The organism is Sagittula sp. NFXS13 (assembly GCF_040148795.1).
In the GTDB taxonomy this organism is placed as follows: Bacteria; Pseudomonadota; Alphaproteobacteria; order Rhodobacterales; family Rhodobacteraceae; genus Sagittula; species Sagittula marina.
In genome coordinates this window covers 38140-60791 of the sequence record NZ_JAGEMH010000012.1, presented here as the reverse complement: position 1 = coordinate 60791, position 22652 = coordinate 38140, and the positions used below count along the sequence as shown (strand labels likewise).

24 protein-coding genes, 2 tRNA genes and 1 pseudogene are annotated in these 22652 nt (G+C 62.9%); 15 read left to right on the top strand and 12 right to left on the bottom strand.

Annotated features, from left to right (window positions below):
- The first annotated feature begins 72 nt into the window (after positions 1-72).
- Positions 73-990 carry a cupin domain-containing protein gene (locus tag J4E08_RS18695; RefSeq protein ID WP_349539772.1) on the top strand — a complete coding sequence of 306 codons (918 nt, stop codon included), beginning with the start codon at positions 73-75 and terminating at the stop codon, positions 988-990.
- On the opposite strand, the gene J4E08_RS18690 is transcribed toward J4E08_RS18695, so the two are convergent.
- On the bottom strand, positions 991-1734 hold the full coding sequence (locus J4E08_RS18690) for a TetR/AcrR family transcriptional regulator (RefSeq protein WP_349539771.1): 744 nt from the start codon (positions 1732-1734) through the stop codon (positions 991-993).
- Positions 1735-2178: 444 nt separating this feature from the next.
- Here J4E08_RS18690 and J4E08_RS18685 point away from each other — a divergent pair, with 444 nt between their 5' ends.
- From J4E08_RS18685 to J4E08_RS18645, 9 genes and pseudogenes are all read left to right on the top strand, one after another.
- Positions 2179-3093, top strand: coding sequence for a VOC family protein (locus J4E08_RS18685; RefSeq protein ID WP_349539770.1), 915 nt, complete (start codon positions 2179-2181; stop codon positions 3091-3093).
- On the top strand, positions 3090-3560 hold the full coding sequence (locus J4E08_RS18680; RefSeq protein WP_349539769.1) for a nuclear transport factor 2 family protein: 471 nt from the start codon (positions 3090-3092) through the stop codon (positions 3558-3560). The genes J4E08_RS18685 and J4E08_RS18680 overlap by 4 nt, the downstream gene beginning before the upstream one ends.
- Positions 3557-4231: an alpha/beta fold hydrolase gene (locus J4E08_RS18675; RefSeq protein WP_349539768.1), complete on the top strand. Its 675-nt coding sequence runs from the start codon at positions 3557-3559 to the stop codon at positions 4229-4231. The genes J4E08_RS18680 and J4E08_RS18675 overlap by 4 nt, the downstream gene beginning before the upstream one ends.
- Before the next feature lie 23 nt (positions 4232-4254).
- Positions 4255-5427 carry a p-hydroxyphenylacetate 3-hydroxylase oxygenase component gene (locus tag J4E08_RS18670; protein ID WP_349539767.1) on the top strand — a complete coding sequence of 391 codons (1173 nt, stop codon included), beginning with the start codon at positions 4255-4257 and terminating at the stop codon, positions 5425-5427.
- A 72-nt stretch (positions 5428-5499) separates the two neighbouring features.
- Entirely contained in the window at positions 5500-6018 is a 519-nt protein-coding gene (locus J4E08_RS18665) for a flavin reductase family protein (RefSeq protein ID WP_349539766.1), read from the top strand.
- A gap of 36 nt (positions 6019-6054) precedes the next feature.
- Positions 6055-6918: a transporter gene (locus J4E08_RS18660; RefSeq protein WP_349539765.1), complete on the top strand. Its 864-nt coding sequence runs from the start codon at positions 6055-6057 to the stop codon at positions 6916-6918.
- A gap of 54 nt (positions 6919-6972) precedes the next feature.
- Complete coding sequence (gene kce, locus J4E08_RS18655) at positions 6973-7905, top strand: 3,5-dioxohexanoate:acetyl-CoA acetone transferase (protein WP_349539764.1); 933 nt, start codon at positions 6973-6975, stop codon at positions 7903-7905.
- The gene (locus J4E08_RS18650) at positions 7905-8657 is read left to right on the top strand and encodes an HpcH/HpaI aldolase family protein (RefSeq protein ID WP_349539763.1); all 753 of its coding nucleotides are present in this window, start codon (positions 7905-7907) and stop codon (positions 8655-8657) included. The genes kce and J4E08_RS18650 overlap by 1 nt, the downstream gene beginning before the upstream one ends.
- Before the next feature lie 329 nt (positions 8658-8986).
- Positions 8987-9294: pseudogene (locus tag J4E08_RS18645) on the top strand (transposase); the annotation flags it as partial.
- 918 nt (positions 9295-10212) lie between these two features.
- Here J4E08_RS18645 and J4E08_RS18640 read toward each other — a convergent pair.
- A tRNA-Ile gene (locus J4E08_RS18640) sits at positions 10213-10289 on the bottom strand.
- A gap of 98 nt (positions 10290-10387) precedes the next feature.
- Between J4E08_RS18640 and J4E08_RS18635 the strand changes: the two genes are divergently transcribed.
- Complete coding sequence (locus tag J4E08_RS18635; RefSeq protein ID WP_349539762.1) at positions 10388-10603, top strand: hypervirulence associated TUDOR domain-containing protein; 216 nt, start codon at positions 10388-10390, stop codon at positions 10601-10603.
- Between the two features lie 46 nt (positions 10604-10649).
- Here the strand turns inward: J4E08_RS18635 and J4E08_RS18630 are convergent, their stop codons facing one another.
- On the bottom strand, positions 10650-11909 hold the full coding sequence (locus tag J4E08_RS18630) for a hypothetical protein (RefSeq protein WP_349539761.1): 1260 nt from the start codon (positions 11907-11909) through the stop codon (positions 10650-10652).
- Between the two features lie 145 nt (positions 11910-12054).
- On the opposite strand from J4E08_RS18630, the gene purM reads away from it, so the two are divergent.
- From purM to rnd, 3 genes are all read left to right on the top strand, one after another.
- On the top strand, positions 12055-13101 hold the full coding sequence (gene purM, locus J4E08_RS18625; protein WP_349539760.1) for a phosphoribosylformylglycinamidine cyclo-ligase: 1047 nt from the start codon (positions 12055-12057) through the stop codon (positions 13099-13101).
- Positions 13102-13149: 48 nt separating this feature from the next.
- Positions 13150-13740, top strand: a complete 591-nt coding sequence (gene purN / locus J4E08_RS18620) for a phosphoribosylglycinamide formyltransferase (RefSeq protein ID WP_349539759.1) — start codon at positions 13150-13152, stop codon at positions 13738-13740.
- A gap of 85 nt (positions 13741-13825) precedes the next feature.
- A complete protein-coding gene (gene rnd / locus J4E08_RS18615; protein WP_349539758.1) occupies positions 13826-14980 on the top strand; it encodes a ribonuclease D in 1155 nt (384 codons plus the stop codon).
- A 136-nt stretch (positions 14981-15116) separates the two neighbouring features.
- Here rnd and J4E08_RS18610 read toward each other — a convergent pair whose 3' ends face one another.
- A complete protein-coding gene (locus tag J4E08_RS18610; RefSeq protein WP_183968905.1) occupies positions 15117-15626 on the bottom strand; it encodes a hypothetical protein in 510 nt (169 codons plus the stop codon).
- A 116-nt stretch (positions 15627-15742) separates the two neighbouring features.
- Between J4E08_RS18610 and J4E08_RS18605 the strand changes: the two genes are divergently transcribed.
- A complete protein-coding gene (locus tag J4E08_RS18605; RefSeq protein ID WP_183968907.1) occupies positions 15743-16156 on the top strand; it encodes a SufE family protein in 414 nt (137 codons plus the stop codon).
- Positions 16157-16213: 57 nt separating this feature from the next.
- On the opposite strand, the gene J4E08_RS18600 is transcribed toward J4E08_RS18605, so the two are convergent.
- From J4E08_RS18600 to rpmF, 8 genes are all read right to left on the bottom strand, one after another.
- Positions 16214-16858: a DUF1236 domain-containing protein gene (locus tag J4E08_RS18600; protein ID WP_183968909.1), complete on the bottom strand. Its 645-nt coding sequence runs from the start codon at positions 16856-16858 to the stop codon at positions 16214-16216.
- A gap of 183 nt (positions 16859-17041) precedes the next feature.
- Entirely contained in the window at positions 17042-18118 is a 1077-nt protein-coding gene (locus tag J4E08_RS18595) for a 2'-deoxycytidine 5'-triphosphate deaminase (RefSeq protein WP_349539757.1), read from the bottom strand.
- Positions 18119-18256: 138 nt separating this feature from the next.
- Positions 18257-18333: transfer RNA gene (locus tag J4E08_RS18590), tRNA-Pro, on the bottom strand.
- A gap of 88 nt (positions 18334-18421) precedes the next feature.
- The gene (locus J4E08_RS18585) at positions 18422-19657 is read right to left on the bottom strand and encodes a MerR family transcriptional regulator (protein ID WP_349539756.1); all 1236 of its coding nucleotides are present in this window, start codon (positions 19655-19657) and stop codon (positions 18422-18424) included.
- A 12-nt stretch (positions 19658-19669) separates the two neighbouring features.
- On the bottom strand, positions 19670-19972 hold the full coding sequence (gene ihfA, locus J4E08_RS18580) for an integration host factor subunit alpha (protein WP_183968912.1): 303 nt from the start codon (positions 19970-19972) through the stop codon (positions 19670-19672).
- Positions 19973-20127: 155 nt separating this feature from the next.
- Entirely contained in the window at positions 20128-21129 is a 1002-nt protein-coding gene (locus J4E08_RS18575; protein ID WP_349539755.1) for a beta-ketoacyl-ACP synthase III, read from the bottom strand.
- 1 nt (position 21130) lies between these two features.
- Positions 21131-22264: a phosphate acyltransferase PlsX gene (gene plsX / locus J4E08_RS18570; protein ID WP_349539754.1), complete on the bottom strand. Its 1134-nt coding sequence runs from the start codon at positions 22262-22264 to the stop codon at positions 21131-21133.
- A 25-nt stretch (positions 22265-22289) separates the two neighbouring features.
- Positions 22290-22496, bottom strand: a complete 207-nt coding sequence (gene rpmF / locus J4E08_RS18565) for a 50S ribosomal protein L32 (RefSeq protein WP_183968918.1) — start codon at positions 22494-22496, stop codon at positions 22290-22292.
- Positions 22497-22652: the final 156 nt, after the last annotated feature.

Here is a 22652-nt window from a genome sequence, read left to right as displayed (position 1 = left end):
GGTGCGCGTATCGCGTGCGCAGCGGGTCCCGGCGTGCGACGTCCGACGCACCAATGACGAAGGAGATGGCCAATGTTCGACGACAGTGACCCGCGCAAGTCCCTTTCCCGCAAACCGGATCAGAGCGCCTCTGAGGCGTTCTCCGGCCCATTCTGCGGTCCCGAGGTCGGCCATTTTTCGCAGACTGAACCCCAGGAACGCGGGGACGGCTGGCGCGCCTGGATGATGCGGTCCACGAACCTTGTCGTGCGGCTGGTCGCCCTGGATGGCGTGGCAGAGTTTGCGCGGCACGGTCAGCGGGATGAATACGTCGTATTTTCGACCGACCCGGACCTGCGCTTCTCTGTTGAAACAGACGCGGGCGAAGTCGCGGACCATCCCGGCAACCATCTGTTCATCATCCCGCCCGGTGACAGCCGCGTCCGGATCTCCGGCAAGGGCTCCGCGACCTTTCTGTTCACGACCCGGTCTGCGGATCTTGTCGCGCGATGCAGCAACCCCGAGGTTCCGATCAATCCTGTCATTCCGCCGTTTCAGCAATGGCCTGACCCGGTGGGCGGGTACAGATTGCGGGTTTATGATCTGGATGTGCCGGACACGCCGGGACGCTTCGGCCGCATCTTCCGCTGCACCACGATGATGGTGAACGTGTTGCCGCGATTCACAAAGCCGCGCGATACGGCCAAGGTCTCTCCGCATTACCACGCCAGCTTTGAACAGATCAGCCTGACGCTGGACGGCGATTTTGAGCATTTCCTGCGCTGGCCCTGGACCGCGAACATGTCTGACTGGCGCGAGGACATGCATCTGCGCTGCGCCAGCCCGTCCATGGCGGTGCTGCCGCCCCCGGCCATTCACACGACGCTCTGGGTGTCGGAGGAGACGCAGATCGTGGATATCTTCTCTCCGCCGCGCATGGACTTTTCGTTGAAGGACGACTGGGTTCTGAACGCCGCCGACTATCCGCGCGCGCAGACCTCTATCGAATAATCAATCGCCGATGTCGCCCAGCGCAGGCATGGAGGCGATGACGACGGTGTCATGGGCGATGGCGGGCAGGGCGGGCAGGGCCCGATAGGACAACTCCCGTGCGGCCTGTGCCGACATGCCGAACCCCATCAACACATGAGTCGAGATCAGCTCGGGGTAGTCTGCGGGCGTGGTGCCGCGCGTGATCGACACCATCGCCGCGGTGACCGACCCCATCAGGATGTCGCGCCCGATCTCGGCGGTGGGGATCGTGAACAGACCCTCGTCCACGCCGCGCCGGATCGTGACCAGTGAATTGTGCCAGACCAATTCGCCAAAGGTGTGCCCCGGCGCGCTTGAGTGAATCATGGCCCAGCCCCATGCGGGGTTCTTTTCGGCAGCGTGCAGGTAGTAGCGGATGGCGACCGCGCTTTGCTCGGCTGCGTTTTCCAGCGCGCTGAACATGTGGTGGACGGCGCGGTCGAATTCCCCGGTCATCTCTTCAAGCAGATGGTATCGAAGCTGTTCGAGATCGTCGAAGTGGTTGTAGAAGGTGCCGCGCGCCACGCCGGCTGCCTTGCAGACATCCTCGATCCGCACAATGCGTCCGTCCTCGCGCCCGTAACATTCAAACGCAGCCGTCAAGATGGTGTTGCGCGACTTCGCCCGTCGCGCCGCGCCGATTTCCGCACGCCTGCCAGAGTGGGAGGTGCGATAGCCCATCCGCGCAATGGCGTCGTCTGCGTTCTCTATGTTGTCTGCCATGAGCGGGGCGGGGCCTTCTGTCGTGTCCTCGGGTGCGGAACGCTCAAAATATGCCGCAGCTGCGAAGCAAGTGCCACCCCACAACGTGTAGCTGTGCGAATTCCACCAAATGAAATTGCTAAAATGACTATTTGTTCAAATTGGAATTTGGCGTAGTGTTTGGTCAAGGCGGCAGGAGGGCTGCTTTCAATTCGGGCTTGAGAGAGCCCACAGGGAGGATTGCAAAATGACAAGACGACAACCACCGGGCTGACCGGTGCGGCGCCGCCATGAGCGCGCCCTGACCTGACCCATCAAATGTCGCGACGCCACCCGGCAGCGGACCTTTGTCCGACCGGCCTCGTCGTGTCCGACACCCGTCGCCCGGAGCTGCGGGCGTGCACCTGTGGCGACCCGCGTCGGTCGCCGCCCGAAACATCATTGTCTGAAGAAAGGGATCACACCATGGGGATCAACCGCATCGACCACGCCGCAATCCAAGTTGGCGACCTGGGCAAGGCGCTGACCTGGTACGAAGACGTGCTGGGCCTGACCGTCCTGTCCCGTGACGACACCACCGTTCACCTTGCCTGCCGTGGCACGGCGGCGGACATCACGCTGGTGAAGGGCACGCAATCGCTGGAGAACTTCACCTTCGGCGTGGACGATCAGGACGATCTTGACCGCGTCGAGAGCATCCTGACCAAGGAAGGCGTCGCCTCCGAACGTCTGACCGGTGACAGTCGTCCGGGTGAAGGTGCGGCGCTGAAATTCCACCTGCCGTCAGGCCACGAGCTGCGGCTATGCACCGGCGGTGCGGAGCGCCGCGCGGGCATCTGTGACTTCGATGCGAAGGGGTCGCACATTCCGACGGATATGGACCACATCAACCTGCTGGGCGAAGTCGATCCGGCGGTGATGCGCGACTTCCTGATGATGATCGGCTTCAAATCCTCGCTCAACATCTCTGTGGGCGGTCAGCTCGCGGGGATCTGGCTGCGCGGCTCGGCCTACGATCACGATATCGCCTACATGAAGGCCGTGCGCCCAGCCGATCGCCTGCACCACGTGGCCTTCGCGGTGGAGGACGGCAACCACTACTTCCGCCTCTCGGACCGCCTGATGGAAACCGGCCACCGCTGGGAATTCGGTCCGGGCCGCCACAACGCGGGCCTTGGCAAATCCTCCGGCTTTGGCACCAACAATTACGCCTATGTCTTTGACCCGTTCGGCAACCGCAACGAGTTCTCCTCCGGCATGGAGCAGTTCGCGGACGATGCGGCACCGCTCGATTGCAACATCGCGCCGGAGCAGTTGACCGACGTGATGAACGGTTGGGGATACGAGATGGCCGAAACCTTCATGACGGTCGGCTCATGAGCCTGTCGGCACAAACATATCTGGAGGTGCAGGACCTTGTCCTGCGCTTTTGGGCCGTGGTGGACGAGGTGGATGACACGCTCGGGGCGTCGCTTTTCAGTGCCGACGGCACGCTCGGCATCGAGAGCTTTCGCGCCACCGGCACGGAGGAGCTGACCCGCTACTTCACCGCCCGCCGGGCCCTGTCCGTCGAACGCCAGCGCGGCACCCGGCACCTGTGCAGCAACCTCCGGTTCTTGCCCGGAGAAGCTGTGCGGATGGCGGCCACCGTGACGGTCTTTTCAGGCACCGGCGCACGCCCGTTGCCGTTGGAAGCGCCGTCCTCACTGGCGGACTTCACTTTTGAGTGCGTCGAAACGTCGGACGGTTGGCGTTTTCGCGCGGTGTACGGCGCCCTGGTGTTTGCGGGCAGCGACACGCCAGACCTGAAAAAAGCCGCCGCAGCAGCCAAGGGAGACCCGTCATGAAACAGGTGGCCTTGATCCACGGCTGGGGTGGCTCCTATGCCGCGACCTGGGAGGCAGACGGCTGGGCCGAGGCTCTTCGCGGCGCAGGGTTCGAGCCTGTCGGCGTGAACATTGCCGGTCACGGGGCAGGGGGCGGATCGCACGAGCCGACCGACTACGCCGATCTTGCCAGCGACTTGGCGGGCAAGCTGCCCAAGGGGCTGCACGGCGCCATCGGCTTTTCCCTCGGCACTAAACTTTTGCTGGAACTGGAGGCCCGCACCCCCGGTGCCAACGGCCGGCTTGTTCTGGGCGGCATTGGCGACAACCTCTTTGCGCCGGAAGCCGCTGGCCCGGCCATCGTCGCGGCCCTGCGCGCAGAGACGACCGATCACCCGCCACAGGTCGCAGCCCTGCTGGCCTACGCCGAGAAAAGCGGCAGTGACCCGGCCTGTCTGGCCGCCGTGCTGGAGCGGCCCGCCAACCCGGTCCTGACCGAAGATCGACTGAGCGCGGCCAAAGCGCCGATCCTGATCTTCAACAGCCGCGACGACGCTGTGGCGCAACCCGATGACCGGCTGCGCGCGGCGCTGCCGCAAGCCAGCCACCAGCTGATCGACGGCCCCGGCCACGTGGCGCTCACATCCGATGCCCGCTTTTGCGAGGCGGCCATCGCATTCCTGACTGATTGATACACCAAGGGAGGAGAAGACCCATGTTCGACGATACCACCCCGATGATCGAGCGCGTGCGCGCGGTCCTGCCGCAGATCGCGGCGAATGCATCCAAGGCAGAGGAAATGCGGCAGGTGCCGCAGGAGAACATCGACCTGCTCAAGGGCACCGGCCTGCACAGGGCGTTTCAGCCCAAAGACTACGGCGGCCTCGAAATGGCGGTGCCCGATTTCGAGAACTGCATCGCGCTGATCGCCACGGCCTGCGGGTCCACCGCATGGGCCTTCTCGTTGCTGGCCGAACACGCGCACCAGATCGCGCTTTATTCAAAGCAGATGCAGGAAGAGATCTGGGGCGACGATCCCGATACGGTGGTTTCCTCCTCCATCGCGCCCTACGGCAAGTCCCAAGAGGTCGAGGGCGGCATCCGTTTCTCAGGGGAGTTCGGCTGGTCGTCGGGCTGCGACCATGGCCAATGGGCGATCCTCGGCTTCCTGCGCGACGACGCCGAGATGGGCAAGGTCTACAGCTTTGCCATCGTTCCGCGCGCGGATTACGAGATCAAGGATACCTGGTACACCGCCGGGATGCGCGGCACCGGGTCCAAGACCATCGTGGTCAAGGACGCTTTCGTCCCCGAACACCGCATCGAAAGCGTGCCTGCGCTGATGACGCTGACCTCGGCGGGGGGGGACCTTTACCCCGACAGCACAACCTATCATGTGCCGTTCATCTACGTCTTTGCCAGCTGCTTTTCGGCGGTCTCCCTTGGTGTCGCAGAGCGTATGATCCAGTTGTACACCGAGCGGACGCAGAACCGTGTGCGCGCCTATACCGGGGCAAAGGTCGGGCAATCGATCCCCGCCTGCATGCGCCTCGCCGAAAGCACACATCAGGTGGCTGCGGGCCGGGCGTTCCTTGAAAAGACGTGGGAAGACATGCGCGACCACGCCGAGCGCCGCGTTTTCCCCGACGAGACCAAGATGGCGTTCTGGCGCACCAATCAGGCCTACGCGGTCAAGATGTTCGTTGCGGCAGTGGATCGCTTGTTCGAGGCGTCGGGCGGATCGTCATGGTTCGACGATGCCGAAGGCCAGCGCCTGTTCCGCGATGCCCATATGACCGCTGCCCATGCCTATACCGACTATGACATTTGCGCGCAGATCCTCGGGCGCGCATTGATGGGGCTGGAACCGGATCCCTCCCTGTTCTGACTCCGCCCCGGCCTGTCCCGCCCACCGGGACAGGCCACATCCCCAAAGTTCACACAAACCGCAGAGGTCCCGATGACCGAAGATTTCCCCGCCGCCGACGGGTTCGATCCCCGTGCCTTCAGGGCAGCGCTTGGCTGCTTTGCCACCGGCGTTACCGTCATCACCGCGCAGGCGGACGGCAAGCGCGTCGGCGTCACCGCCAACAGCTTCAACTCGCTGTCACTCGATCCCCCGTTGATCCTGTGGAGCCTTGTGAAAACGTCGTCGAGCTACCCGACGTTTGCAGCGGCCAGCCACTTCGCGGTCAATATCCTCGCCCACGACCAGATCGACCTGTCGAACCAGTTCGCGTGCCGCAGCGACGACAAGTTCGCCGGGCTGGACGTGGCCGAAGGGCACGGCCGCTGCCTGCTGCTGCCCGACACCTGCGCCACGATCCAATGCAGTCGTGAAAACATTCTCGACGGTGGCGATCACTGGATCCTGATCGGCCGGGTTACCGACTTCGCCGCGTCCGAGCACGCGCCGCTTTTGTATCACCGGGGCGGCTATTCCATGGCCCGGCCACATCCGCAGGTCGCCGCCGGCTGATCCTGAAACTGACATCAAAACAGGGAGGAGACCTGAATGAAGATGACCCAAACCCTTGGCGCGACCGCCGTCGCGCTAAGCCTCGCCGCACCCGCGCAGGCCATTGACGTCGGCCCCGCAGATTACACGATCCTGCCGGGCGGGACCACGGTGGGGATGCTGTATTGGCAGCATCTCAGCTCTGACACGTTGCGCGTGGACGGCTCGGATGTGCCCGGCTCCAGCTTCGAGGCCGACATCGCGATTATGCGCAGCCTGAATTACTTCACGCTGGGCGACATGCCTGCGGCGTTCCACGTCGTCGCGCCGTTTGCCAGCATCGACGCCGACATCGGCGGCTTTGGCCAAAAGACCACCGACGGGCTGGGGGATACCACGCTGGGCCTGACGCTCTGGCCGGTTCAGCCCGACACCCCCGACACCGGAACCACGCTTGGCTTTTCGCTCTTCGCGACCTTGCCGACCGGGGACTATGATCCGGCACGGCTTGGGATCGGCGAGGGGACGTTTACCATCACCCCGCAAGTCGGCGTGATCCAGGGGCTGGGCAATGGCTTTTACTTCGACGGAGCACTGGACGTCGCGTTTCAGCAGGACCACGACGAGAACGGCGTGACCCACGAACGCGACCCATCGTGGCAGCTGCAGACCATGCTGCGCAAGCAGTGGGGGCCGGGCACGTCCATGACCATCGGCTATTCCGGACAGCGCGGCGGCGACCAAAGTGTCGGCGGCGCCAAGACCGGCCTGAAGACGCACCGCGATCAGCTGCGCCTGTACGGCACGCATTTCCTGAACCCGACGACCCAGATCCAAGGCATGATCGGCAAGGATTTCAATGTCGAAGGCGGCTTTGAATACGATAGCGTAACCCAGATCCGCCTCGTCAAGGTGTTCTGATCCACGCCGGCCCGGGGGCATCTCCGGGCCGGACCTGACCTGAAAGGACCCGCCGTGCCGCGCCCCTCGAAGAAGACCATCATCTCCTGCGCCGTGACTGGCTCCATCCACACGCCGTCCATGTCGCCTCACCTGCCGGTGACCGCCGATCAGATCGCCGAAAGCGCGATTGGCGCAGCAGAGGCCGGGGCCGCCGTTCTGCACCTGCACGCCCGCAGGCCCGAGACCGGCGCACCCAGTCAGGACCCCGTCCATTACGCCGCCTTCCTGCCGCGCATCCGCGAGGCGACCGACGCCATCGTCAACATCACCACCGGCGGTGGCCTTGGCATGTCGATGGAGGCGCGCATCGCCCCGGCGCTTCAGGCCGCGCCAGAGCTGGCCTCGCTCAACATGGGATCGTTCAACTTCAACATCTCCGCCGCGGAAAAGGGCTGTCACGATCCGCAACCGTGGGAGGTCGATTACCTGCGCAGCACCCGCGACCTGATCATGTCGAACACCTTCACCCAGATCGAAGCGGTTCTGACCGAGCTGAACGCGCTGGGCACCCGGTTCGAGTACGAGTGCTACGACACCGGCCATCTGTACAACCTCGCGCATTTCGCGGACCGCGGGTTGGTGAAGCCGCCGTTTTTCGTTCAGGCGATTTTCGGCGTGACGGGCGCGCAAGGCACCGACCCGGAGAACCTCATGCATATGCGCGCCACCGCTGACCGGCTGTTTGGTGACGACTACCTTTTTTCGGTGCTGGGGGCAGGGCGGTCGCAGTTCCCTCTGGTCACCATGGGCGCGATCCTTGGCGGGCACGTGCGTGTCGGGCTTGAGGATAACCTTTACATTGCCAGGGGGCAGCTGGCCGAGAGCAACGCACAAATGGTCGCCAAAGTGCGCCGCATCCTCGAAGAGCTTGGCCACGAGATTGCCACGCCGGACGAGGCGCGCGAGATGCTCGGGACCAAGGGCGCGAAACAGGTGGCTTTTTGATGACGCAGGACAAAATGGAATTTCGTGCACGCCTCAGGCACCAAAAGGCGCTGCTCGGCACCTTCCTCAAGATCCCGTCGACCCAGCCCGCCGAGATCCTCGGGACGCTGGGCTTCGACTTCGTGGTGATCGACGAGGAACATGCCCCCCTGAACCCCGAGACAACGGATGCCATTTTGCTGGCCTGTCGGGCGCATGCCATGGCCGGGCTGGTGCGGGTGCGTCAGCCCGCCGACATCCTGCGCGTTCTGGACTGCGGTGCGGATGGCGTGCTTGTGCCGCATGTCACCTCTGCCGACGTTGCGCACGAGATAGTCTCTCTGGCCCGCTACAGCGGTGTGCGTGGTCTGTCGCCCACGACGCGCGCTGGGCAGTTTGGCGCGACGAGCGTTGCCGAACACATGGCCACGCAGGATGCCCGCAGCGCCGTCATCGCAATGATCGAAGACGCGGAGGCCGTCGACAACATCGAAGATATCGTTGTCACCGAAGGCCTTGATGCGATTTTCGTTGGTCGCGCGGACCTCGCCGCAAGCATGGGCGCGGCCGCCCGGGACGGAGGGCTTGATCACGCAGTGGATGTTATCCTGAAAGCGGCGCGAGATGCTGGTCTGCCCGCCTTGATCATGGCCTCTGATCCCGCCGAAGCAGAGCATTTTCGCGCGCGGGGCGCCACTGGGTTTCTCACCATGTCCGATCAGGGATTTCTGCGCGCACATGCCGCCCGGATCCGGGCCAGCTTTTCGCCTTGATCCTGAAATTACCCTTCGCAAGCTTCCCGATAAACATGGCGTGTCTGAAAACATTGTGCATCCGGTGGGCGCAGTTTCCTGCGCTGGCTGCCCTGTTGGGACAAGCAGAGGCGACCCTGTGCATTCCTGCGCCCTTCGCGGGTTCGACGCAGTCCTGACGTCTCGAACACCTTTGAAAGCCACTGTTGGTCCGCACTGGTAACAGACCTTTGGAAATTTTGTGCACCCACGTCAGCATGGTGGGGCGGCCATGATTTGATATTACAGGTTCCCGGGTCGAAGAGGTTTGCCACAAGCGCTCAGCATGGCTGTCTCTGTGTATGTGCGACATGGCTTTGCGGCAAACGAACGATTTCGTCGAGAGTCTGCTGGCTCTGCTCTGTCTGAACTGGCAGGTGGAGGACTTCAGCAAGCTGTCCCGACGTCGGAAGACCTACGCGGTGCCTGTCCCGTATCGCAACTCCAGAAGGCCGCTGCACGTGCTGATCCCTATCGGGACCGGGCAGCCGAGAGCCCCGGGATCAAGGTTGAGGGCGACGGCGAGTGGCACGCCCGCAAGCATGACGGTGGCAAGCGGCAAGCCAGGTCCAAGATTCATCTCGCCGTCAACACGCAAGCACTTGACGTCCGAGCCGTTCATTTCCCGACACGCGATTTGCATCGCAAATCTCCCGGGAGGGGCATCAGCGGGAACCCTATCAGCGAGGGTGAGCGACCCAGCGCCGCCGATCCCGGCGCGTAGCGAACGTCCTGCCCGAATTGCGAGGCCAGATCAGATCCCGCCGGATGACCAGACCGGCAGCGTCACCGCGCCCTCGTGGCAGGTTGCTTCGCACTCTCCTGTCGGGCAGTTGACGGCGCCTGCGATACGCACCACCGCCACGATATCAACCACGTGCCCGGCAGTGAATAGTTACTTGCACGTAAAGGGGCCGTTCGCGGTGCGCATGCTGGCATCCTCCCGTCTCGCAGGAACGCCAAGGCCCGGACACAGCAGGCGCAGGCGCACGCTACCAGACCTCTGTTGTGCCATCTGGTGAAACTGGCGCGGATACCATTGCCGAAGCCGCGTCGAGACGAACCCTCTCAAGGGTTGAAGACACGCCACTGGTGGACAATGCATGGCATGACACGTCGACCGCCGGGTCGCGGAACTCCATATTCGCATCGCCGTCATGACCGGCTGTACCGCGCTCGGCCTAACCGTCACAGCGCCAGAAGGAAAATTCCGTCCGGGGAAACCGGAAGCACAGCCATCGGCCGATTTGTGCACCAGAGCCAATCGTTGTCTTAACCCTTTGGCCGAGCGTATCCTGTCGGTGAATTGGTCACCCCTCGGGGCGATCATCCATCTTTGGCCGTTCTGCGGCATTGAAAAACCGAGAGCGAGAGGACGCTTAGGCGTGAATGCGCTATGGATTTCTTCCACCTCGCGCCGCGCCGCCAACACTGTCGAGGTTCCGGCGGAAAGGCTAGGGTACACGCGGAATGCGATCCTACCGCGATGCGACTGTCGGACGCGCGGGAACCTTGGGCATGGGATATGCGGCGGTTTTGGTAGGCCCGGCAGGACTTGAACCCGCAACCAAGGCGTTATGAGCGCCCTGCTCTAACCAGTTGAGCTACAGGCCCACCGTGCCGCTTTGACTAAGTCGCTGCGGCGGCGACGTCAAGATCGGGAACGCCTTGAGCGGTCCGCGCATTGTCTTTTCATCAACAGGAGGCACAAGATGAAAGACTTTGATGAGGGCGACAAGGTCAAGTGGGACTGGGGAAACGGCGAAGGCACCGGAACCATTCAGAAAAAGTACACTCGGAAAATCACGCTGAAGATCAAGGGCAGTGAGGTGACGCGCGACGCGGATGATGACAACCCCGCCTATCGGATCGAACAGGACGACGGTGACGAGGTGCTCAAGAAGGGAAGCGAGTTGAAGAAGGCCTGAAATTGTCAGCTGACAATTTCTGTCGGACGGTGGGGAAAGGAATTCTTTACCCGAAGATGCGCTGCGCGGAGAGGATAAGTGCCGCGCTGACGACGACAAAGGCCGTGACGCCAGCTGTGACCCGGAGGGCGGCGTTGATCTGACCACGGCGCAGGTCACGGACGATGTGGCTGAGAACGGCATTGTCGGTGATATGCGCCTCGGTCGGCTGCGCCGCCATGAGGGCCACCGCGTCCTGCATGTGCTGCGAGGCGGCGGTCTGCCAATGCACAAAGCCCCAGATGACATGAACGAAGGTCGGCACGAGAGTCGTGGCGCACATGATCCAGAGCGCGATGCCTTGGGACCAGTCCTGCCGCGCGTCGGCCCAATAGGCGCGCCAGTCGAGCGGCAGGGTTTCCGGCGAGAGGTCGGCCCAGAGGTCAAGGCTGCAACGGAGGGTGAAGAGCAGCAGAGCGAGGCAGATGAGGCCGAAGATCAGGTCAAGCGCGAGGCGGGACACCAGCCACCACGCCGAGCGGGCCTGGCCGCTGGCGGCGGTCAGGAAGCCGCGCGTGACGTTGAATGAAAGGTAGTCCGCGACAGCATTGAGGAGGGGAAGAAGGAGCCAGACAAATGCGATGAGCGCGGATTGTTGTAGATCATCACCGACAACGCCGACACCGACACCGACAACGGCACCGACAACGACAACGACAAAGGCAACGGCACCGACAACGGCAAAGGCAACGGCACCGACAACGGCACCTGACAGTTCAATTCCCCACCGGACCGCCTTCGGAAGAAAACCGGTCCGGTGGAGAAGCTTGTCTAGTCGTCGTTCAGCGAGCAATCCCCAATGTGCCGACTTCTTTATCGAAAATTTCCAGAACCAGGCGAAGAATGCCATTGCCGCAAGTACCAGAGCGGCCCGAGACAATCGGCCCGTGAAGCTCTCGGCGCCTTGAAAAAGCTCCAGTCCGCCCAGCGTGGTTTGACCGCTGATGATCCAACCAAGGAATGCGCCGGCGATAGGGTACAGGTATGCGAGGGTCATGCAGGTGGCAAAACTCTTGACGCTCCAGATGCCGCCCACCCGGCGCGCCAACCAGTCCAACAGCCGGCGCTGGCCGTGGCAATAGCGTTCCGAGCGTGTGCAAATGTTGGCGGCGATCTCGGCGTGACGGTAGGCGGGAGAGGCGATGCGCTCTTTCAACTCGGTTTTGCGTCGCCCTTGTATGGCAGCCCAGACACCGAACAAAGCGAGAGGCACACCGACAAGCGTCGCGATATCGACGGCCAGCCGCCAGCCTTCATTCTCGACCACTTGCAACCCCACATTCCCCTACCGCCATCATGGTAAACGAATCATTGGCGTCAACCCGGTCCCAGCCCGTTGCAGCCTGCGTGCCTTTGCGGTAAGCGCGGCGCAACAACCGCGTGACAGCGCCCACAGCCCTCCGGAGAACACCATGAGCGACGGTAAGAACGGTCTCACTTATGCCCAGGCGGGCGTGGACATTGATGCGGGCAACGCGCTGGTCGAGCGGATCAAACCCGCCGCCAAGCGTACCAACCGCTCCGGCGTGATGTCCGGCCTTGGCGGGTTTGGCGCGCTGTTCGACCTGAAGGACGCAGGCTACAACGATCCGATCCTTGTGGGCGCGACTGACGGCGTGGGCACCAAGCTGCGCATCGCCATCGACACCGGGCTGGTGGACGGCGTGGGCATCGACCTTGTGGCCATGTGCGTGAACGACCTTGTGTGTCAGGGCGCGGAGCCGCTGTTCTTTCTCGATTATTTCGCCACCGGCAAGCTGGACACCGACACCGCCGCACGCGTCGTCGAAGGCATCGCAGAGGGCTGCGTGCGGTCCGGTTGTGCGCTGATCGGCGGCGAGACGGCCGAAATGCCGGGCATGTATCCGGCGGGTGACTTCGACCTTGCGGGCTTTGCCGTGGGCGCGATGGAGCGCGGCGCGGATCTGCCGAAGGGTGTGGCTGAGGGCGACATCCTGCTTGGCGTGGCATCCAACGGGGTGCATTCCAACGGCTATTCGCTGGTGCGCAAGCTGGTGGAGGTGTCGGGCCTGACCTGGGACAGCGCCTGCCCATGGGGCGAGGGTACGCTGGGCGAGGCTCTGCTGGCGCCGACCACCTTGTACGTCAAAGGCAGCCTCGCGGCAGTGAAGGCCGGGGCGGTGCACGCGCTGGCGCATATCACCGGTGGCGGTCTGACCGAAAACCTGCCGCGTGTTCTGCCCGAGGGCATGGGCGCGGATATCGACCTTGAAGCGTGGGAGCTTCTGCCGATTTTCAAATGGCTGGCGGCGACGGGCAATATCGACGCGTCTGAAATGCTCAAGACCTTCAACTGCGGTATCGGCATGATCGCCGTGGTCACGCCGGACAAGGCTGCCGAGGCCCGCGCGGCGCTGACCGAGGCTGGCCACGACGTCCATGAGATCGGCAAGATCACCGCAGGTGAGGGTGTGCGCTACACCGGCGCGCTGCTCTGAGCCGGGCAGGGGCGCGAGCGCCCCGTTGCACAGGATAAAGGACCAGCGATGACACGCGTGGCAATTTTCGTCTCGGGCGGAGGCTCGAACATGGTGAAGCTGGTCGAAAGCATGACCGGCGATCATCCGGGCCGCGCCTGCGTCGTGCTTTCAAATCAGCCTGATGCCGGAGGGCTGAAAAAAGCCGCAGATATGGGCGTGCCGACGCTGGCCGTGGATCACCGCCCCTTTGGCAAGGATCGCCAGAGTTTTGAGGACGCGCTGCAGACGGCGCTGGTGCCGTTCGAGCCGGACATGATCTGTCTGGCAGGGTTCATGCGGGTTCTGACCGCCGGATTCGTGTCGCCCTGGCAGGGGAGGATGCTGAACATTCACCCTTCTTTGTTGCCCAAATACAAAGGGTTGCACACCCATGCGCGTGCTTTGGAGGCGGGCGATGGGGAGGCGGGGTGCACCGTGCACGAGGTCACGTCAGCTCTGGATGACGGCCCGATCCTGGGGCAGGCGCGGGTGACGGTTGCGCCCGATGATACGCCGGACACGCTGGCCGCGCGCGTGCTGGGCATGGAGCATCAGCTGTATCCGCTTGTGTTGAGACGCTTTATCGAGGGCAAGCGGGACACGGTTTTCCTGCCGTGACGCGTGGGCCGTTTGCCTCCGGCCACAAATGCGCTATGACGGGCTGACCGCCGCGCGACGCACATGAGAACGGAAAAACCCGCGAATGCAGACACTCTATACCACCGACGAACTCGCCCAGTTTTGCGAACGCGCCAAGGGCAAGCCTTATATCACGGTCGACACCGAGTTTCTGCGGGAACGCACGTATTATTCCAAGCTTTGCCTCGTGCAACTGGCGCTGCCGGGCGCGGATGGCGAGGCGGTTCTGCTGGACCCGCTTGTGGACGGGCTGTCGCTTGATCCCTTGATGGAGCTGTTCCGCGACGAGAGCATCGTGAAGGTGTTCCACGCCGCCCGTCAGGACCTGGAGATCTTCTATATCGACAACGGGGTGATTCCGACGCCGCTGTTCGACACGCAGGTCGCGGCGATGGTCTGTGGCTTTGGCGAGCAGGTTGGCTATGAGACGCTGGTGAAGAAAATCGCCAAGCAGCAGCTCGACAAGTCCAGCCGTTTTACCGACTGGTCGCGGCGTCCACTGACCGATGCGCAAAAGACCTACGCCCTGGCGGATGTGACCCACTTGCGCGACATTTACGAATACCTTTCCGCGAAGCTCGAAGAGACCGGGCGCGCGCGCTGGGTGAACGAAGAACTGGCGGTTCTGACGGCACCGGAAACCTATGTGACCAAGCCCGAGGATGCCTGGAAACGGGTGAAGACCCGCTCCGCCAGCCCGCGATTCCTGGCAATTGTCAGCCGTTTGGCCGCTTTCCGCGAATCCTATGCGCAAGAACGCAACATCCCGCGCAACCGCGTGTTCAAGGACGACGCGCTGGTGGAACTGGCCTCTACAAAGCCAGCCAATGCGCAAGATCTGGGACGCTCGCGGCTGCTTTTGCGCGAGGCGCGCAAGGGCCCGATTGCAGACGGTATCCTCGCTGCGGTTCAGGAGGGGCTGAACATGCCCAAAGACCAGCTTCCCAAGGCAGACGATCTGCGGGACAAATTGCAGGTGAACCCGGCCTTGGCCGACCTGCTGCGCGTCTTGTTGAAAGCCAAGACCGAGAAATCCGGCGTTGCGTCCAAGCTGATTGCGCCCGCAAGCGATCTGGATGCCATTGCCGCCGGAATGCGCGATGTGCCCGCGCTGTCGGGGTGGCGGCGCGAAGTGTTCGGGTTGGATGCGCTTCGGCTGTGCGACGGGCAGATTGCGCTTGCCGCGAAAGGCAAGAACGTCGAGGTTATCGAGCTCTGACCGCTGCGGTCAGAGCATCTTTGACAGGCTTTGAAAGACGCGATCTGATATAGCCAGAGTTTGACTTAGCCATAGTCTGACAACGGGCCCCGCCGTCTGAAACGGGGCCATTGTCCGATCATCCTGTGCGATTGTGTCAGCGGCGCGCCGTGCGTTGATTGCTGCGGCCCACCACACGGATGTCGGACACGCCGTTGAGATCGTTGTCCGTCACCCAGACAGCCGCCTGAACGGACCGCGAAGCGGCTGCACCGGACCCCGCGCGATATTGCTCCGCCCGCAGGGCATATGTCAGAACGCCGCCGGTGCTTTGATCGTCGAGCTTTACCAGTCTGACGTCGTAGGGCCCCTGATATTGGGTCACACCCACGGCGCGGACAATGGCGCCGCCGGGGCGTCGTTCCACGTGCAGCTCTGTGATCTGATCCACATCGGTGCCTGCGTAAGCCTCTTTCTTGGCGCGAAAGATGCTGCGGCGTTGCGGCGGAATCAGAGAGTTCGCGCCACCCGTGTCGGAGCGCACCGTGCTTGGCTGGGAGGTGCTGCTGCCAAACCAGTTTATCGGGTTGACCCGCGACTCGCGAATTGTGCCGCAGCTGGTCAAGACCAGAGTCGAAAGAACGAGAACGGAAATCGGTTTAAGCATTGTACGACCCTTGCCTGATTGGCACCGGATTACCGTAAACAGCGGGAGTTGAAAAGCCTGTAGGGCTGGACCTTTGGCCATTGCGCCCCTACCTCTGCCGCAACAAGGAGGCGTTTATGGCACAGGCGGTATTCGAAGAGGTGGTGGAAGATTTCGAGTTCCTCGAGGACTGGGAAGACCGCTACCGCATGGTGATCGAAATGGGCAAGGACATGCCCGAGATGGACGAGGCGCTTAAAGTGCCCGCCACCAAGGTCGAAGGCTGCGCCAGTCAGGTCTGGCTGCACATCGCGCCAGAGGCCGGGACGTTCCACTTTCAGGGCGATTCCGATGCGATGATCGTCAAGGGTTTGATCGCGCTGCTGCATCGTCTGTACGACGGAATGCCCATGGACGAGGTTACCGGCGTGGATGCAAAAGCAGAACTGGGGCGCCTGGGGCTGAACGATCACCTGTCGGCCCAGCGGTCCAACGGGCTGCGGGCCATGATCGACCGAATCCAGGAAACGGCCAAGGTTCTGGCGGGCTGACAAAGCCACGAAAAAAGGCCCCACCGAATGGCGGGGCCTTTTGTCTAGGTCTGAACGTCAGCGCACCACGTACACGATGCGGCGATCTTCTGGGTTCACCAGAACCGGCGCGTCGTTGATGTAGGCGTAGGAATACTCGGACTCAGGCACGGTGTAGATTTCCACTTCCTGCGGCAGACCTGCGCCGACGACCGCCTCACCGTTCAGGTAGACAGGCTCAACCGGGTTCTGGGTGACGTAGGTCACGGTTTCGTCCGCGGGGGCAGCGGCACCACCGGCGGCACCGAGAATCGCGCCTGCTGCGACGGCAGCGGGCCCACCGACGAGCAGCGCGGCTGCGCCAGCACCGATCGCAGCACCGGCCGTCGCGTCAGCCGCGTTGTTGTCCACTTCGATCGTCTCAATTTCCATGGTGCCGGTGTTCTGATAGATCACGGTCGGCTCGGGCATGGTGGTGTTGATCAGATAGGGGCTGTAGGCCCAACCCTCTGTGCCGTCAAAGCTGACCTTACACCAGTCAGTGCTGGTGCAGCCGGCGATATCGACGGTGGCGTCCTGCGGCATCACGGCGACAACTTCTGCCTGCGGGCCGGGAGCGGCGCGAAGGTTCAGTTCCGTGGTGGTGGCGGCGGTCACAGCGGCCATGAGCGGCATGGCGGAAACTGCGGTCAGGGCGGTGGCGAGGGTCAAGTTCTTGTACATCAGCTGTCCTTTCTAGACTGTCTTGGCGGGCGGTGTTTTCAGCCGCTGCCGATACAGACCAAACCAGACAGGCCGCCAAGTCGTTCCATGCAAAGGGAAAATGGCCCGCAAGCCTTTGCGGAATTCCGCCTTTGCCACAGTGGACTGCGCGACAAAGCGCGCGTTCCACAGGCTCACGCTAGGTCAGGTGCGAAAGTGCTTTGAAAGCTTCAGTCCCTGGCCCTGATAGTTCGACGCGATGCCCTGGCCGTAAAGCTGTTCTGGGATCTCTGACATATGTTCGTAGACCAGACGTCCCACGGTTTGACCGTGCTCCAGCACGAAGGGGGCCTCATGACAGCGCACCTCCAGCACGCCGCGCGCGCCTGCGCCGCCTGCTTCGGCATGGCCAAACCCAGGATCGAAGAAACCCGCGTAATGCACGCGGAATTCACCGACCATCGCCAGATAGGGGGCCATCTCTGCGGCGAATCCGGGGGGGATGTGCACGGCCTCGCGGCTGACGAGGATGTAGAATGCACCGGGATCGAGGATCAGCTGCTTCTTGTCGGTCCGCAGCCGTTCCCAGAATTCCAGCGGATCGTACTGCCCGATGCGGTCGAGGTCGATAACGCCGGTGTGTGGCTTTGCCCGGTAGCCGACGATGCCGGCGTCACCCGGTTCCAGATCGACGGAAAAGCCCAGGCCATTGTCGATCACCGCCTTGCCGCCGTTCACCAGTTGCACGCGGTCGTGCAGATCGTGCAGTTGGGTGTCGCTCAGGACGGCCTGACCGCGCCGAAACCGGATCTGGTTCAGCCGCATGCCGGGGCGCACCAGCACGGAGAAGCTGCGTGGGCAGATCTCGGCGTAAAGCGGGCCTGCGTAGCCTTGAGGGATCCGGTCGAACTCCACGCCGCCATCGGTGATGACACGGGTCAGCAGATCGAGCCGCCCGGTGGAGCTTTTGGCATTGGCGATGGCGGTGATGTCGCCGGGCAGCGTCAGCTGTTCCATCAAGGGCACGAGATAGACGCAGCCCTTTTCCAGCACGGCGCCCTGCGAAAGATCAACCCGATGCATTTCGAATTCCGCGATGCGGGACTTCACCGTGCGGCCCTGACCGGCGAGGAACGACGCGCGCACGCGATAGGCGGTGGTGCCCAGTCGCAGGTCCAGGCTGGCAGGTTGCACCTGTCCATCGGCGAAAGGGGTGTCGCTGTGCAGGGCACCGCTGGAGATCAGGGTTTCGATCTGCTGGCTGGCCAATACGCCGGTCATGGGCTGTCCTCCGTTTGCGCCGTGATACCAATGACAAGCGGGAAGGAAAGGGGATTTTGACGGGCAGGAGGCCAGAAACGCGAAACCCCGGCACGTGGCCGGGGTTGCGTGGGTCCGAAGACCGTATTGAGGTAGTTTTGGTCGGGCTAGCAGGACTCGAACCTGCGACCTTCCGTCCCCCAGACGGACGCGCTACCAGACTGCGCCATAGCCCGACTTGTCCGGCGTATTTACCCGATTATCCGGCGCGCGCAACCCATTAATCGACGAAAAATGTGCAGGGGCGTGACGGGGCCTCAGGGCCTAAAGACTGTCGGTGTCGCGGCGGTCCGCGCGGGCCTTCAATTTGGGGAGGTGTGCGGCGATGGCTTCCGCCTGTGCCGGTGTCAGAGAGGTGATCCGGGCTGCGTAGGCAAGCAAACCGGGGAAGACGGATTCGGGGCCTTCCTCTTCTGATCGGGAGAAATCAGGCAAGTGCAGGCTTTGGGACGCGGTGGCCCGAGCAGGCTCTGGCTGGACCGGGGCCGCAGCGTCAAGGGTTTCGGATGGCTCCTGCTCCGACGCGTCATCAAGGTCGACTGGCGCCGGTGCGTCCGCAAGCCGTGGCGCAGGTTCGGGGTCTTCCACGTGCGGCGGCTCGGACTCGGGTGCGTCGGCAAGCAGTGGTTCAGGCTCGGGCGTGTCGTCGTGCTGGGGCTCGACCGGGTCAGGTCCCGCAACTGGATCGATGTCATGGGTCACCACGTCTTCGATCTCTGGCGTGTCATCGGTATCCTCTGCGGGAATTTCCGGCAGAGGCGCAAGAATCGTCTCGTCGGGATCGTCGGCCAGCGCCCCCAGCGGCTCGACCGTTTCCGGATGCGATTCGCCGTCGTCCCAGTCTGTCATATCGTCGAGCACAGCGTCGTCGTCGCTGGCGGCGGCTTCCGGCATGTCGAAAGCAAAGATCGTTTGGTCGGTGTCGGCCATCGCTTCTTTATCCTCATCGACGGGCGCAGGGGCGGCATCCGCGTCGAACGCTTTGGGCGACGGATCAGACATGTCCGGCGCGACGGGCTGAACATCTGCGTCTTCTGCGATCTCGGGCTGCGCGCTGTGCTGATCATCTGGGGCGGTGTGATCCTCAGCCAACTCGGCATCATTCGGGGACGCATCGGTATCGTTCTGCGGCGCCACGTCGGGTTCACGGCGGAAGGCCACCACGGAATCACGCGGGTCTTCTTCGGCCTCGATGAAGGGCGCGTCGGCGATCTCTTCCTCTGGGTCGACGGGGGAGGACAGGGACGCGACGTGGCGCACACCCTGTTCGCGCAAGACTTTTTGGACGCCCTTGATGGTCATCCCGTCGTCGTGCAGCAACTTCTTGATTCCGCCCAGCAATTCCATGTCGCCCGGACGGTAGTACCGCCGTCCACCGGCGCGTTTGACCGGCTTCACCTGCGTGAACTTACTCTCCCAGAATCGCAGGACATGCGCCGGGGTCTCAAGCCATTCGGACACTTCCGAAATGGTGCGAAACGCGTCAGGTGATTTGGGCATCGGTCAGGCAGCTCAGGCTTTGTTGCCGTCGGCCACACGGTCCTTCATCAGGTGCGATGGCCGGAAGGTCAGCACACGACGAGGTTGAATTGGAACCTCTTGGCCGGTCTTGGGATTGCGGCCGACGCGGGCCGCCTTGTCCCGGACGGAGAACGTACCGAACGAAGATATCTTGACCTGCTCGCCTTCGACGAGGGCATCAGACATATGCGTCAGCACCGCTTCGACCAGTTCCGCACTCTCGTTGCGCGACAGACCGACTTCGCGGAAAACCGCCTCGCTCAGGTCCATACGCGTCAGGGTTTTGTCGCCCATAAGTCATTCCCTCCCAGCAGCTTGGTCGCAGCTTATGCCCGCGTCAAATCACAAGTCAATATCAATGGCTTGGATGATGCACATTAAGAATAAGTTAAGCTTTGCAGTGCAAGCTTATCGGGCCAGAGCGGAGCCGGGCCAGCGATGAAGACGGATCACCAACGCAGAAGAACGGAGCCCCAGGCCAAGCCACCGCCGATGGCCTCGGTCACGACGACGTCGCCGGGTTTGATCTGCCCACGCGCCTTGCCCACCGACAAGGCGAGCGGAATCGACGCGGCAGAGGTGTTTCCGTGATCTTGAACCGTGGTCACCACGCGGTCCATCGGCAGGCCGAGCTTTTTCGCGGTGCCGGCGATGATACGGATGTTGGCCTGATGCGGCACGACCCAGTCGATCTTGTCAGAGGTGATTCCGGCCTTTTCCATCGACTTGGTGGCTGTGGAGGCGAGCTTTTCCACGGCGTGGCGGAAGACTTCCTTCCCCTCCATGCGCAGAAAGCCGGTGTCTCCGGTCGAGGTGCCGCCATCAACGTAAAGGATATCCCGGAAGCGACCATCGGAATTCAAATCGCACGAAAGGATCCCACGGTCATCAACGGTGCCGTCGCCGTCGCGTGCCTCAAGGATCAGGGCGCCAGCGCCATCACCGAACAGCACGCATGTGCCGCGGTCGGTCCAGTCCATGATCCGGCTGAAAGTTTCGGCCCCGATGACAAGCACACGTTTTGCCTGGCCCGACAGGATCAGCGCGTTGGCATTGCTGAGTGCGTAGACGAATCCCGCGCAGACCGCTTGAACATCAAAGGCGAAACCGCGCGTCATTCCCAGTTCCGCCTGGACCATGGTGGCCGCAGACGGGAAGGTCAGATCGGCGGTCGAGGTCGCCAGCACGATCGCGTCCAGATCATCAGGCTCGATCCCCGCATCCGCGAGAGCGGCGCGGGCGGCACGGGTGGCAAGGTCAGAGGTCATCTGCCCGGGCGCCGCAAAGTGGCGCCGTTCAATGCCGGAGCGTGCCCTGATCCACTCGTCTGACGTTTCAAGCACGATGGGGTGGTCGGTCATCCCTTCGAGGCCGGTGGTGAATTCGCTGTTCTCCACAACACGGTCGGGGAGATAGTGGCCCACTCCGATAACGGTGGCACGTGTGGTCATTTTATTTCACGTCCTTCTTCCCGGCCGCATCCTGCGGTGACGGGGCGTCAGTGGCAACAGCTGACGCGTCGGATTCTTCCAGCCTTGCCGCGACCCGCGCGGCAAGGCGCTCACTGAAGCCCGAGCGGGCCAGTTGAAAAGCCAGTTTCACCGCCGCCGAGACACCGGTCTCGTCCGCAGAGCCGTGCGATTTGACCACGGTGCCATTCAGCCCGAGGAAAACACCGCCGTTCACGCGACGCGGATCTATGCGCTTTTTCAGGCGAGTCAGGGACGACAGGGCCAAGAGAGAGGAGATGCGCGAGAGCGGCGAATAGGCAAAAGCCTCTTTGAGCAGGTCGCCGATCAGCGAGGCTGTGCCTTCGCCGGTCTTCAGGGCAACGTTGCCGGTAAACCCGTCCGTGACGATCACATCGCAGCGCTTGCCGGGGATGTCGCCGCCTTCGACAAAGCCAACGAAGTCATAGCCATCGGCATCGGCCTGCGCCTTCATCAGGTCATGCGCTTCTTTCAGCTCGGCGCCGCCTTTTTGTTCTTCGGTGCCGACATTCAGCAGGCCGACGCGCGGGCGTTCCAGTTCCAGACCGTTGCGCGCGTAGCTGGAGCCCATGAGGGCGTATTGCAGCAGGTCGCGGGCGTTGGCCTTGATGTCCGCACCCACGTCCAGCATCACGTTGAAGCCCTGCGGATTGCGGGAGGGCCAAAGGATCGCGATGGCGGGGCGGTCGACACCGGGCAATTTGCGCAGCCGGATCATGGAAAGCGCCATGAGCGCGCCCGTGTTGCCGCAGGAGACCGCAACCGTCGCCTCCTTGTCGCGCACCGATTCGAGCGCCGACCACATGGAGGTGCCCTTGCCGTTGCGCATGACCTGGCTGGGTTTGTCCGCCATGGAGACGACGCCAGTGGCATCGCGCAGCGTCACGCGCCCGGCAAGTTCCTTGCGCTTCGCCACGAGCGGTTCCAGCTCGGCCTTGGGGCCGTGCAGGATAAAGGCGATCTCGGGGTTCTTGCGGGCGGAATCGGCAATGCCGGCGACAACAGTCGCCGGCCCACGGTCTCCGCCCATGGCGTCGACCGAAATTACCACGTGTTGTACAGTGCCCATAGGCTGTCGATCCTGTTCGGAAGTCATGCCGCGGGGCCCCGCACTTCAGCGATTATGCTGCGTCTTCGTCCAGATCGACGTCATTCGCCTGTGCGATGACTTCGCGCTCTGCGTAATGGCCGCAGGACGGGCAGACATGGTGCGGGCGCTTCAGCTCACCGCAGTTGTCGCACTCGTTCGGGTTTGCAGCCGTGAGGGAGTCATGGGCGCGGCGATTGTTGCGGCGCGACTTCGAAACCTTGTTCTGTTGGACAGCCATGTCTCAACCTTTCTCGAATTGCAGGGTCGAAGCCTGCCTGTGTCTCTTTATGAACTGGTCCCGACGGTGGCGGTGCCAAGCACCTGTTCCGACCCGGTCGGCCAGTCATGTTCATGAGCGCGCGAAAATACGCATGATGCGAGGAATCGCAAGTGG